This window comes from Lentzea sp. NPDC058436 (assembly GCF_042721515.1).
Lineage (GTDB): Bacteria > Actinomycetota > Actinomycetes > Mycobacteriales > Pseudonocardiaceae > Lentzea.
The window spans coordinates 56551-69548 of the sequence record NZ_JBHXLF010000022.1 but is presented as its reverse complement, the minus strand read 5'-3'; the positions used below and the strand labels follow the sequence as shown (position 1 = coordinate 69548).

Annotated in this window: 11 protein-coding genes; 6 read left to right on the top strand and 5 right to left on the bottom strand. The window is 70.0% G+C overall.

Going from position 1 to position 12998, the window contains the following annotated elements; translation table 11 throughout:
- Positions 1-15 precede the first annotated feature (15 nt).
- The 4 genes from ACFWN2_RS39660 to ACFWN2_RS39645 form a co-directional block, all read right to left on the bottom strand.
- Complete coding sequence (locus ACFWN2_RS39660; protein WP_382435718.1) at positions 16-849, bottom strand: carbohydrate ABC transporter permease; 834 nt, start codon at positions 847-849, stop codon at positions 16-18.
- On the bottom strand, positions 839-1762 hold the full coding sequence (locus ACFWN2_RS39655) for a carbohydrate ABC transporter permease (RefSeq protein ID WP_382435717.1): 924 nt from the start codon (positions 1760-1762) through the stop codon (positions 839-841). Before ACFWN2_RS39655 ends, ACFWN2_RS39660 begins: the two co-directional genes overlap by 11 nt.
- Positions 1763-2210: 448 nt before the next feature.
- Positions 2211-2657: a hypothetical protein gene (locus ACFWN2_RS39650; RefSeq protein ID WP_382435716.1), complete on the bottom strand. Its 447-nt coding sequence runs from the start codon at positions 2655-2657 to the stop codon at positions 2211-2213.
- 60 nt (positions 2658-2717) lie between these two features.
- Positions 2718-3944: an ROK family protein gene (locus tag ACFWN2_RS39645; protein ID WP_382435715.1), complete on the bottom strand. Its 1227-nt coding sequence runs from the start codon at positions 3942-3944 to the stop codon at positions 2718-2720.
- Between the two features lie 138 nt (positions 3945-4082).
- Between ACFWN2_RS39645 and ACFWN2_RS39640 the strand changes: the two genes are divergently transcribed.
- Genes ACFWN2_RS39640 through ACFWN2_RS39615 form a run of 6 tightly spaced genes read left to right on the top strand, consistent with a single transcriptional unit; the run spans position 4083 to position 12428 of the window.
- Positions 4083-5747 carry an ABC transporter substrate-binding protein gene (locus ACFWN2_RS39640; protein ID WP_382435714.1) on the top strand — a complete coding sequence of 555 codons (1665 nt, stop codon included), beginning with the start codon at positions 4083-4085 and terminating at the stop codon, positions 5745-5747.
- Positions 5748-5749: 2 nt separating this feature from the next.
- Positions 5750-6748, top strand: coding sequence for an ABC transporter permease (locus tag ACFWN2_RS39635; protein ID WP_382435713.1), 999 nt, complete (start codon positions 5750-5752; stop codon positions 6746-6748).
- A complete protein-coding gene (locus ACFWN2_RS39630; protein WP_382435712.1) occupies positions 6745-8409 on the top strand; it encodes a dipeptide/oligopeptide/nickel ABC transporter permease/ATP-binding protein in 1665 nt (554 codons plus the stop codon). Before ACFWN2_RS39635 ends, ACFWN2_RS39630 begins: the two co-directional genes overlap by 4 nt.
- Entirely contained in the window at positions 8406-9161 is a 756-nt protein-coding gene (locus ACFWN2_RS39625) for an ABC transporter ATP-binding protein (protein ID WP_382435711.1), read from the top strand. The genes ACFWN2_RS39630 and ACFWN2_RS39625 overlap by 4 nt, the downstream gene beginning before the upstream one ends.
- The gene (locus tag ACFWN2_RS39620) at positions 9158-11605 is read left to right on the top strand and encodes a glycoside hydrolase family 2 protein (protein WP_382435710.1); all 2448 of its coding nucleotides are present in this window, start codon (positions 9158-9160) and stop codon (positions 11603-11605) included. The genes ACFWN2_RS39625 and ACFWN2_RS39620 overlap by 4 nt, the downstream gene beginning before the upstream one ends.
- On the top strand, positions 11595-12428 hold the full coding sequence (locus ACFWN2_RS39615) for a LacI family DNA-binding transcriptional regulator (protein ID WP_382435709.1): 834 nt from the start codon (positions 11595-11597) through the stop codon (positions 12426-12428). The genes ACFWN2_RS39620 and ACFWN2_RS39615 overlap by 11 nt, the downstream gene beginning before the upstream one ends.
- An 8-nt stretch (positions 12429-12436) precedes the next feature.
- Here ACFWN2_RS39615 and ACFWN2_RS39610 read toward each other — a convergent pair whose 3' ends face one another.
- Positions 12437-12976, bottom strand: a complete 540-nt coding sequence (locus tag ACFWN2_RS39610) for a carboxymuconolactone decarboxylase family protein (RefSeq protein ID WP_382435708.1) — start codon at positions 12974-12976, stop codon at positions 12437-12439.
- Positions 12977-12998: the final 22 nt, after the last annotated feature.

The following is a 12998-nucleotide window of genomic DNA, read 5'->3' as shown; positions in this document are numbered from 1 at the left end:
GAGCTGTCCTTTCGGCTACTTGCCCCCGGTCGTGGCGATCCCCTTGACGAGGTACCGCTGACCGATCAGGAAGGCGAGGAAGATCGGGACGAGCGACACCACGCTCATCGCGAACTGCGAGCCCCACGACGTGGCGACCGTCGAGTCGACGAACGAGCGCAGGGCGACGGGCACCGTGTACATCTCCGGGTCCGTCAGGTAGATCAGCTGGCTGAAGAAGTCGTTCCACGTCCAGATGAACGTGAAGATCGTCGTGGTGGCGAGCGCCGGCGTCATCAGCGGCAGGATGATCCGCAGGAAGATGCGCGGATGACCGCAGCCATCGATGCGCGCCGCCTCGTCCAGCTCGCGCGGCAGCCCCCGGATGAACTGCACCATCAGGAAGACGAAGAACGCGTCGGTGGCGAGGATCTTCGGCACGATCAGCGGCAGGAACGTGTTGACCCAGCCGATGTTCGAGAACAGCACGTACTGCGGCACGATGATCACGTGGATCGGCAGCATGATCGTGCCGAGCATGATCCCGAACCACCACCGCTTGCCGCTGAACTGCAACCGCGCGAACGCGTAGGCCGCCATCGAGCACGACACGAGGTTGCCGACGATGCAGCCCAGCACCAGGAGGGCCGAGTTCAGCAGGTAGGTGCCGAACGACGGCGTGAGCGCGTTCCAGCCCTCGGAGTAGTTCTCGGTCTGCAGGCTGTCGAGGATCAGGCCGGGGCTGCGGAAGATCTCGTCACCGGGCCGCAGCGAGCTGACGACCATCCACAGCACCGGGTACAGCATCACGAACCCGATGAGGACGAGACCGAGGTGCTTGAGAGGAACGGCCAGCCTTCTAGTCGTCATAGAACACCCAGAACCTGGCCGCCCAGAAGTTGATCGCGGTGAACGCCGCGATGATCAGCAGCAGGAACCACGCCAGCGCCGACGCGTAACCCATGTCGAACCGGCTGAAACCCTGCTGGTACAGGTAGAGCGTGTAGAACATGGTCGAGTCGGACGGCCCTCCCGTGCCGCCGGAGACCACGAACGCCTGCGTGAACGACTGGAACGCGTGGATGATCTGCAGCACCAGGTTGAAGAACAGGATCGGTGACAGCAGCGGCATCGTGATCCGCCGGAACCGCGCCCACCGGCTCGCCCCGTCGATCGCGGCGGCCTCGTAGTAGACCTCGGGGATCTGCCGCAGCCCGGCCAGGAAGATGATCATCGGCGAGCCGAACGTCCACACGTTCAGCACGATCAGCGTCGACAGCGCCGTGTCCGGGTCGGAGATCCAGCCCCTGCCCTCGACGCCGAAGAAGCCGAGCACGCGGTTCACCAGCCCGTCGGTGCCGAAGACCTGCGTCCACAGCACCGCGATCGCCACGCTCGACCCGAGCAGCGACGGCAGGTAGAACGCCGACCGGTAGAACGCGAGCCCGCGCAACCCCCGGTTCAGGAGGACGGCCACCCCCAGCGCGCACGCCAGTTGCAGCGGCACGGACACGAGCACGTAGGTGAACGTGACGCGCAGCGCGTTGTGCAGGCGCTCGTCGCTCAGGACGCGGGCGAAGTTGTCGAGGCCGATGAACCTCGGCGGCTGGATCAGGTTGTACTTCGTGAAGCCCAGCGCGAAGGACGCGAGGACCGGGCCGATCGTGATGAGGAGCAGTCCGGCGAACCAGGGCGCCAGGAACCAGAACGCGGCCCGGTTGTCGCCTTTGCGCACCTGAGCGCCGCCTCGGCGCAGCTGGCGCAGCTCGTCTAGTGCGCTCATCGACCCCCGGCTCCGTTGGCGTGGAAAACGCTTTCCGGAGTCTGCATCGGTGCACCACGAGCGTCAAGCAGGACTGTCGAACGGCGTCGAATATCGTCGAACGGAGGTGTCGAACGCGGTGGTGGCGTTCGACTGGGGTCCTTTGTGGAGTGCGGGAGGGAGGGGCTCAACGGCAGCCTTCGCTGGACTGGAAGGCTGGTGCGAGCCGCCTGTCGCGGGACGAGCACGAGCCACCGCACCCCACGCGGCGGCCACGGGCCGCCACGCTTCCCACCGCCACGCTTCCCACCGCTGCGCGCCCCACCGCCGCGCGCCCACCACCGCCCCGTACCTCACCACCGCCCGCACCTGGCAGGCCACGCCCCGACGTTCACCCCCACCCCGCGCACAGCAGAAGGGCGGCGGCCCCGGGCAGGGGGCCACCGCCCTTCCGTCGTGCGACGAACCCCTACGCGTAGGGGTTGCGCCCGGACAGCCCGCCCACCTTGCACGGGCCGTCCGCCGCGTCACGGCAGACGACGACGCCCATGTAGGTGATCGAGTCGCCGCTGATCGACCACGTCAGGTCGTTGTACGACGAGTAGTCCTCCTTGTCGCAGCCGGAGTAGTCGTACCGGCGCGTCGGAGTGGTGTCGGGGTGCAGCGACCCGTTGTAGAACAGGAAGTACGCGTACACCGGCTTGGCGTCGCAGCCCCAGTCGGACACGAGCAGGTCGATGTTGCGCACCGAGCTGCGGCCTGCCCAGTCGAACGTCGCCCCGGCGTAGCCGTAGCTCGGCCCCGAGTAGATGAACTCCTGCGCGGCGGCGCTCGCCGAAGGGGTGTGGATGACGACGGCCGAGAGCGCGATCGCGGCGGCGGCCGCGGCTCGGCCGGCGAGCTTGAACGAAACCATGGCGGCAGTTAACAACGCTCATGCGCACTCCCCGTAGCTATTGCACGAGAGCGCAAAGCCTCAGCGGGCGAGGAACACCGGCGGCTCCTCCGCTGCCAGGTCGTCGGGTAGCCGCAGGCCCTGCCGGCGCGGCACCAGTTCGGACTGCAGCACGATCGCCGCCGCGCCGATCGCCGGGGCCGAGGCGGCGGACGGGGACAGGCGCACGGAGATCGGGTGGGCGTCGCGGGCGATGAACGCGCTGTCGAGCTCGGCGCGCAGCACGGGCAGGTAGACCGAGCCCGCGATCGCGAAGCTCGGGCCGGTGAGCACCAGCACCTCCAGGTCCAGCACGTTCGCGAGGGTGCGGGCCGAGGCGGCGACGTAACGGGCGGAGCGTTCCAGCAACGCCACCGCGCGCGTGTTGCCCTGGCGGGCCGCTCTGCTGATGGCCGCGAAGTCCGCCGCGACCGGGGTGGCCGCGCGGGTCCGTCCGCCGACCAGGCCCGCGGCACGGCTCAGCGCACGGTCGGCCCGCGCCTGTTCGACGACGGCGGCGGGGCCGGCCAGCACCTCCAGGCAGCCGCGCGCGCCGCACCGGCACCGCGGGCCGTCGAGGTCCAGGCAGGTGTGGCCGATCTCGCCGGTGTGGCCGGACGGGCCGCGGTAGGTGGTGCCGCCGAGCACGATGCCCGCGCCGATGCCGGTGCCCATGAACAGCGCGGCGAACGTCGAGGTCGCGCCGACGCCGCCGGACCAGTGCTCGCCGATCGCGGCGGCGGTCGCGTCGTGGTCGAGCACCACGGGCAGCGCCGTCGCGCGTTCGAGCGCCCGGCCGAACTCGTGGTGCTCCGCCGGGCGGGCCGCGACGAGTCCCAGTCCGAGGATTCGATCCCGTTCGACACCCACGCTGTCGATCAGCGCGTCGACCTCGCGGGCCACCCGCGCGACCACGGCGGAAGGGTCGTCGGCGCCGGCGCCCGCGCGTGAGATCCGGGCGACGACCGCCCCGCCGAGGTTGGTCAGCACGTAGGTGATCCGCGCGTCGTCGAGGTGCACGCCGACGGCGTAGCGCGCGAAGTGGTTGAGCTGCAACATGACCCGGCGCTTGCCGCCGGTCGACTCGGCGTGCCCGGTCTCGGCGACCAGTCCCTCGTCGATCAGGCCGCGCACGACCGTGGAGATGGTGCCGCCGGTCAGGCCGGTGGCGTTGACCAGGCCGACCCGGCTGATCATGCCCGCCGCCCTGACCAGGTCCAGCACGGCCGCCCTGGTGCTGGCGTGGGTCACCCGCGCCGGTCCGCTCACTGCGTTTCCTCCGTCGAACGACGAACTTGGCACATCGACAAGCTCGGGATCAGTAAAGCATCCCGAGCCGTTGACTTTCTTTGTTTAGTAACTGAAGAATCCTCGCCGCGCACCACCCAGCCTCGGGGAGGATCAACGATGTTCCTGCACAAGCGGCTCAGCGCTCTCGGTCTCGCGGTGGTCGTCGCGGCCACGGCCGCCTGCTCCGGCTCCAGCGGAGCGGGCCGCGCCCGCGACACGCTCGTCGTCTACACCGGGCAGGCCGGCGACTACCAGCTCAACTTCAACCCGTACGCCCCCACCCAGATCGAGGGGCCGGGCACGATCTACGAACCGCTGTTCTTCTTCAACATCGCGAAGGACGGCCCGCCGAAGCCCATGCTCGGCACCGAGTTCAAGTGGAACCCGGACGGCACCGAGCTGTCCGTGAGGCTCAGAGACGGCGTGACCTGGTCCGACGGCGAGAAGTTCACCGCGGAGGACGTCAAGTTCACGCTCGACATGGTCGCCAAGACCCCCGCCGTCAACAAGACGGGCTTCAAGGGCACAACCACCGCCGTGGACGACACGCACGTGGTCGTCAAGTTCCCCGAACCGTCCTACATGGACGGACCACAGGTGCTCGGCCAGCTGTGGATCCTGCCGGAGCACGTCTGGAAGAACTACGCCACACCCGCGACCGAGGTGAACCCGAACCCCGTCGGCACAGGCCCGTTCCAGCTCGGCGAGTTCAAGGCCCAGTCGTTCACCCTGAAGTCGAACCCGAAGTACTGGGGCGGCGAGCCCGCGCTCAAGCAGGTCAGGTACCTGTCGCTGTCCGGCAACCAGGCCGGCGTGGACGCGCTCAAGGCCGGGTCGATCGACTGGCAGACCGGCCCGATCCCGGACATCAAGGACGTCGAGAAGAACTACCCCGGCTACAAGGTGATCACGCTGCCGCTCAACCAGGTCGCGCTGTTCACCTGCTCCAACGCCCAGCTCGGCTGCCAGGGCGCGCAGACCGACCCCGCCGTGCGTCAGGCGATCTACCACGGCATGAACCGCACGCAGATCAACTCGCTGGCGTTCCAGAACACCGCGAGCGAGATGTCGCCCGGCTACACCCTCCAGCCGCGGGACGCGTCGCTGATCAGCGGCAAGCTCTCCGACCGCATGGCGCCGATGAACGCCGACACCGCCGAGTCCGACAGGATCCTCACCGCGGCCGGGTACGCCAAGGGCCCCGACGGCATCTACGCCAAGGACGGCAAGCCGCTCGCGCTGACCGTGAAGGTCGTCGCCGGCTGGACCGACTACATCACCACGCTGGAGACGCTGGCCCAGCAGCTGCTGAAGATCGGCATCAAGATCACCCCGCAGCAGCTGTCGTGGAACGAGTGGGCCGACGCGCGCGGCCGCGGCCAGTTCGAGCTGCTGATCGACTCGGTGGAGCAGGGCCCGGCGCCGGACCCGTACTACACCTACAGCTACTTCTTCTCGACCGCGACGACCGCGCCCGTCGGGCAGGCCGCGAACCCGAACTTCTCCCGGTTCAGCAACGCGACCGTGGACGCCGCGCTGGCCGAGCTCAAGAAGACCGACAGGGGCGACCCCTCGCGGCAGCAGCACTACGACGCCATCCAGGTCGAGCTCGAGAAGTCCATGCCGTACATCCCGGTGCTGACCGGCGGTGTGCCGACCGAGTACAACGACAGGGCGTTCACCGGCTGGCCGACGAAGGACGACCTCTACGCGTTCCCCGCCGTGTGGAAGCGGCCGGACGCCTCGCAGGTGTACGCCAAGCTCAAGCCCGCCGGGTCCTGACCATGGGCTACCACCTGCGCAAGGTCGCCTTCTACCTGGCGGCGCTGTGGGCGGCGGTGACGCTGAACTTCGTCATCCCGCGACTGCTGCCGGGCAACCCGGTGGACATCCTGATGGCCAAGCTCCAGCAGCGCGGCGGGTCGGTCGACCCCGCCGCGCGCCAGGCCTACGAGACGCTGCTCGGCACGGGCGGGCGCGAGTCGTTCGCGCAGGAGTACCTCGCGTACCTGGGCAACCTCCTGCGCGGCGACCTCGGGGTGTCGGTCAGCGCGTTCCCGGCGAAGGTCTCGGACGTGATCGGCGACTCGCTGCCGTGGACGGTCGTGCTGGTCGGGCTCGCGACGCTGATCTCGTTCGTGCTCGGTGTCGGGCTCGGCGCGCTGGTCGGCTGGAAGCGCGGCACGTGGCTCGACTCCCTGGTGCCCGCGACCACGATGTTGTCGGCGGTGCCGTACTTCTGGCTGGCGCTGATCCTGGTCGCGCTGCTGTCGTCGGGCCTCGGCTGGTTCCCGCTCAACGGCGGCTACGACGTGGTCCTGGACCCCGGCTGGAGTCCGGAGTTCCTCGGCTCCGCGCTCTACCACGGCACGTTGCCCGCGCTGACGATCGTGATCTCGTCCGTCGGCGGCTGGCTGCTCGGGATGCGCAACATGATGGTCTCGGCCATGTCGGAGGACTACGTGCTGACGGCGCGGGCCAAGGGCCTGACCGGCAGCAGGGTCATGGTCCGGTACGCGGCGCGCAACGCCGTGCTGCCGTCCGTCGCCGGGTTCGCGATCTCACTCGGGTTCGTGGTGTCCGGGTCGATCGTCACCGAGCAGGTGTTCTCCTACCCCGGCATCGGCTCGAAGCTCCTGCAGGCCGTGCAGAACAACGACTACGCGCTCATGCAGGGCATCTTCCTGGTGATCACGATCGCGGTGCTCGGCGCGAACCTGCTCGTCGACCTGCTCTACGGGCTGATCGACGCCCGCACGAGGGATCGGAGCACGGTGTCATGAAGAAGAAGCTCGCCGGCGGCCTGGTCCTCGCCGGGCTGATCGTCCTCTTCGGACTGCTCGGTCCCCTGCTCACCGGTGATCCGGCCACGATCAGGGACATCGGCCTCGTCCCGCCCGGCGGTGACCACCTCCTGGGCACCACCATCACCGGCCAGGACGTGCTCGCCCAGCTCACCCACGCCACCCGCGGCTCGTTGTGGATCGGCCTGCTGGTCGGGGTCATGGCGACCGTGCTGTCCGGGATCTTCGGCATCGTCGGCGCGTACGCGGGCGGGGTCGTGGACGAGGTGTTCTCGTTGTTCTCCAACGTGATGCTGGTGATCCCCGGCCTGCCGCTGGTGATCGTCGTGGCCGGGTTCGTGCCGGCCGACCAGCGCGGCACGTGGACGATCTCGCTGGTGCTGGCGATCACCGGATGGGCCGCGGCGGCACGGGTCCTGCGCGCGCAAACGTTGTCGTTGCGCAACAGGGACTACGTGGCCGCGGCGCGGGTGTCCGGTGAGAAGACCTGGCGGGTGATCTGCGTGGAGATCCTGCCGAACCTGCTGCCGATCCTCGCCTCCCAGTTCGTGTTCGCCGTCGTGCTGGCGATCCTGAGCGAGGCCGGACTGGCGTTCCTCGGGCTCGGGGCTGCCGACTCCTCGACGCTCGGCACGATGCTCTACTACGCGCAGAACGGGTTCGCGCTGCAACGGGACGCGTGGTGGTGGTTCGTCCCGCCGGGACTGATCATCGCGTTGTTCGGCGGTGCGTTGTCGCTCATCAACTTCAGCATCGACGAGATCATCAACCCGGCGTTGCGCGACAAGGCCCGGCGCCGGAGTGACGTCGTGGCCACCACGCCCGTGGTGGAATCCGACGACGCCGTCCTGACGGTCAGCGGCCTCAACGTCGTCTACCAGGGCGCCACACCCGTGCACGCGGTCAAGGACGTGTCGCTGACGTTGCGGCGCGGCGAGATCCTCGGCCTGGCGGGCGAGTCGGGATGCGGCAAGACCACACTCGCCTACGCGATCAACCGCCTGCACCGGCCGCCGGCGGAGGTCACGTCCGGGTCGGTCGTGTTCGACGGGATCGACGTGCTGGCACTGGACCCGGACGAGCTGCGCGCGTTCCGCTGGGTCAGGCTGTCGATGGTCTTCCAGGGCGCCATGAACTCGCTGAACCCGGTCACCCCGATCCGGGCGCAGCTGCAGGACGTCCTGCGCACGCACAGGCCGTCGATGTCCTCTTCGGACCGCGAGGACCGGTGCGCGGAGGTGCTCCGGCTGGTCGGCGTCGACCCGGCGAGGCTCGGCTCGTACCCGCACGAGCTGTCCGGAGGCATGCGGCAGCGCGTCATGATCGCGATGGCGTTGCTGCTCGAACCGCAGGTCATGATCATGGACGAGCCCACCACCGCGCTCGACGTGCTGGTGCAGCGGGAGATCCTCAACGAGATCAGGCGCTTGCGCGACGACCTGCGGTTCGCGGTCGTGTTCATCACCCACGACCTGCCGCTGCTGCTGGAGCTGAGCGACAGGATCGCGGTGATGCGCGACGGCGAGGTCGTCGAGTACGCCACGGCCGAGGAGATGTACCTGCGGCCCCAGCACCCGTACACGCGGCAGCTGCTGGCGTCGTTCCCGAGCCTGACCGGCGAGCGAGGAGCCCTGCTTTGACCACGCTCGAAGTCCGCGACCTCACGAAGACGTTCCACCGGCACCGCGCGGTCGACGGCGTCTCGTTCACGCTCACCGCAGGACGGACCGTCGCGCTCGTCGGCGAGTCCGGATCGGGGAAATCGACGGTGGCGAGGATGATCGCCCACCTGGTCCGCCCGACGTCCGGAACGATCGCGCTGACCGGGCCGGACGGCTCCCCCGTGCCCCGGCGCGCCTACCGCGACCAGGTGCAGATGATCTTCCAGGACCCGTTCGCGTCCCTCAACCCGTTCCACACGGTCGAGCACCACCTCGCCCGGCCGTTGCTCCTGCACGGACGATCACGAGCAGAGGTCCCCCACCTGCTGGAGCGCGTGAGCCTGAGCCCGGACTTCGCACGCCGTCGTCCGCACGAGCTCTCCGGCGGGCAACGGCAACGGGTCGCGATCGCCCGCGCGCTCGCACCGGGCGCCAAGGTGATCGTCGCGGACGAGCCGGTGTCCATGTTGGACGTCTCGATCCGGCTCGGCGTGCTCAAGCTGCTCGACCGCCTGCAACGCGAGGAGGACCTCGCCGTCCTCTACATCACGCACGACCTCGCCACCGCCCGGCACTTCTCCGACGAGGTCCTGGTGATGCACCGCGGCCGCGTCGTCGAACGCGGGCCGAGCGACGACGTGCTGCTGCGTCCGGAGGACCCGTACACCCGCCGGCTCGCCGCCGCCGCGCCCGACCCCGACACCCGCTTCCGCCTGGGAGGTTCGTCTTGATCCGCCAGTACCTGCACGACGGCTGGCAGCTGACCGCGACCACGACCGAGGTACCGGACAACGTCCGCGGCAGGACGGTGCCCGCGACCGTGCCCGGGAGCACGCACCTCGACCTGCTCGCGTCCGGGCTGATCACCGACCCGTTCCTCGACAGGGCCGAGGAGGAGCTGACGTGGATGCACCGCGCGGACTGGCGGTACGGCACCACGTTCCTCGCCGCCGCCGTCACGTCCGGGCAGCGGGCCGACCTCGTGTTCGACGGCCTGGACACGATCGCCGCGGTCGAGCTCAACGGCGCGGTGCTCGGCCAGACCGCGAACATGCACCGCGGCCACCGCTTCGACGTGCGGGAGCTCCTGCGGGACGGCGCCAACGACCTCACCGTGTCGTTCTCCTCGGCGCTGACCCACGCCGAGAAGGTCGAGGCCGCGCTGGGTCGCCGCGAGCACGTCAACGCCCACCCGTTCAACATGATCCGCAAGATGGCGTGCAGCTTCGGCTGGGACTGGGGTCCCGACCTGCAGACCGCCGGGATCTGGCGGCCGGTGCGGCTGGAGCGCTGGCACACCGCGCGTCTCGCGCGGGTCCGTCCGATCGTGACGGTCGCCGGCGGCACCGGTCAGGTCGAGCTGCACGTCGACCTGGAGTGGGCGGCGGACGAGGACCTCACGCTGCGGATCACCGTGGGCGCTCACCGGCACACCGTCGCCGTTCCCGCCGGCCAGGAGACCGTGGTCGCCCGTGTCGACGTGCCCGACGCCGAGCTGTGGTGGCCGGTGGGCCACGGCGGGCAGCCGCTCTACGACCTGGAGGTCGTGCTGAGCGGCGCGGAACGGCTCGACAGCACGTCGAAGCGGATCGGGTTCCGCACGATCACCGTCGACACGACACCGGACGAGCACGGCACGCCGTTCATGGTCGTCGTGAACGACAAGCCGCTGTTCGTGAAGGGCGCCAACTGGATCCCCGACGACCACTTCCTCACCCGGATCACCCGCGACCGGGTGGTGCGGCGCGTCGACCAGGCCGTGGACGCGCACCTCAACCTGCTCCGGGTGTGGGGCGGCGGGATCTACGAGTCCGACGACTTCTACGACGTCTGCGACGAACGCGGTGTGCTGGTGTGGCAGGACTTCCCGTTCGCCTGCGCCGCGTACCCGGAGGAGGAACCGCTGCGCGGCGAGCTGGAGGCCGAGGCGCGCGAGAACGTGGCGCGTCTGATGTCCCACGCCTCGCTGGCGTTGTGGAACGGCTCCAACGAGAACCTGTGGGGGTTCGCCGACTGGGGCTGGCCGGAGCAGCTCGACGGCCGCACGTGGGGCCGCGGCTACTACGACGACCTGCTGCCGTCGATCGTGGCGGAGCTCGACCCGACCCGGTTCTACTGCCCCAGCAGCCCGTACAGCCCCGGCGACCACCACCCGAACGACGAGGACCACGGCACGCGGCACGACTGGCAGGTCTGGAACCAGGTCGACTACCGGCGCTACCGCGACCACGTGCCGAGGTTCTGCTCGGAGTTCGGCTTCCAGGGCCCACCGGCGTGGTCCACGCTCACGCGCTGGATCCACGACCGGCCGCTGACACCGGAGTCGCCGAGCTTCCTGCTGCACCAGAAGGCGGAGGACGGCAACGGCAAGCTCGTGCGCGGCCTGGCGGGGCACCTGCCCGTGCCCGCGCGGTTCGAGGACTGGCACTGGGCGACTCAGCTCAACCAGGCGCGGGCCGTGAGCTTCGGCGTCGAGCACTTCCGCTCGTGGTGGCCGCGCACGGCGGGCGCTGTCGTGTGGCAGCTCAACGACTGCTGGCCCGTCACGTCCTGGGCGGCGGTCGACGGCGAGGAACGGCGCAAGCCGCTCTGGTACGGGCTGCGGCACGCGTTCGCGCCCCGGCTGCTGACCTTCCAGCCGCGCGGCGACCGGACGGTGCTGATCGCGGTCAACGACCACGACGAGCCGTGGGACGCGCACCTCACCCTGGACCGGCAGACGTTCCGGGGTGTGACGCTGCACCTGACTAGACTGCGCCGGACGGTGCCGCCCCGCTCGGTCCTCGCCGTGGACCTGGACGAGGCGTTGCTGCGACCGGGACACGAGGACGCGGAGGTGATGGTGGCGACCACTGCCGAGGCCCGCGCGATCCTGCCGTTCCGGGAGGACGTCGAGCTGTCCTACGACCCGCGTCCCCTCGCCGCGCAGGCCGAAGCCGTGCGCGGCGGGTACGAGGTCGAGGTGCGCGCGGACTCGTTCGCCCGCGACGTGGTGGTGCTGGCCGACCGGGTCGCGCCGGACGCCGTGGTGGACGACTCGCTCGTGCCGATGCTGGCGGGAGAGGTGCGCGTGTTCCACGTCCGCACGGACGCCGTCGTCGACCCCGCCGCCTTCACCGGGCCGCTCGTTCTGCGCTGTGCCAACGACCTGCGCGCGGTGCCCGATGTCCGCTGAACCGGCGGGCGCGGTCGGGCTGGTGCTCGCGCGGCCCGCACGCCTGCTCGGCGTCGAGCCGTTCTTCATGGAGTTCATCGCGGGCATCGAGGAACGGCTCGCCGAGCGCGACCTGTCCGTGCTGCTGCACGTCGTGGCCGACCACGAGGCCGAGATCGCCGCCTACCGCCGGTGGGCGGCCCGCGGTCTCGTGGACGCCGTCGTGGTGGTGAACCCGGTGGCGGACGACCCGCGCCCGGCCGTGCTGGCCGGGATCGGGCTGCCCGCCGTCGTGGTCGGTGACGACCCCCTGCTGCCGTCCGTCCTCACCGACCACGCGGGCCCGGTCGCGGAGGCGCTCGGGCACCTGCTCGACCTGGGACACCGGCGGATCGCGCGGGTCACCGGCCCGTCGGCGTTGCTGCACACCCGTGCCCGCACGGACGCGCTGCTCGCGGGGTGCGCGGACGCGGGTGTGGAACCGGTGCTCGTCGAGGGCGACTACTCCGAGGAGGCGGGCGCCAAGCTCACCACCTCGCTGCTCACCGGGCCCGAGCCGCCCACCGCGATCCTCTACGACAACGACGTGATGGCCGTGGCCGGACTCGCCGCGGCCGCCGAGCTCGGGGTCGCGGTGCCGGATCGTCTCAGCCTGGTGGCGTGGGACGACTCGACGTTGTGCCGGCTGGCCTCCCCCGCGCTCACGACGATGAGCGTCGACGTGCACCAGTTCGGCGTGTCGGTGGCGGAGTCGGTGCTGGAACGGATCGACGGCGGGCCTGTGGCGGTGCGCTGGTCGCCGACGGCCCGTTATGTGGCGCGCGGCACGACGGCGTCCATTTAGGACCCCTGTCAGCGGGTCAGGGCGACGCGGGTGAAGTCGACCGGGACGTCCAGGGCCACGTTGACGTAGTTGGTGAACACGTTCAGGGCCACGTGCGCCACCGTCTCGACGATCTCCTCCTGGCTCAGTCCGGCGTCGCGCGCGGCCTGGACGTCGGTGTCGGCGATCTGGCCGCGCTTCTCGACCAGTGAGGTGGCGAGCGTCAGGACGGCGGCGGCGCGCGGGTCGTCCGACTTGCCGTTCTGCGCGGCGCTCATCTCGTCGGCGGTGGCACCCGCCTTCTTCCCGAGCACGGTGTGCGCGGAAAGGCAGTAGTCGCAACGGTTCTGGTCGGCGACGGCGACGGCGACCATCTCACCGAGCTTGGCGCCGAGCGCGCCCTTGCCCAGCGCGCCGAACTGCGCCCACATGCTCTGCAGCGCGGCTGGTGAGTGGGCGACGGCCTTGAACATGTTCGGCACGACGCCGAAGGCGCCCTTGATCTGCGCCAGGGTCTCGGCGCGCTCGTCGGTGATCTGGTCGGGGTTCGTGAGTTCGACGCGGGACATTTCCGGTTCTCCTAATGGTTGG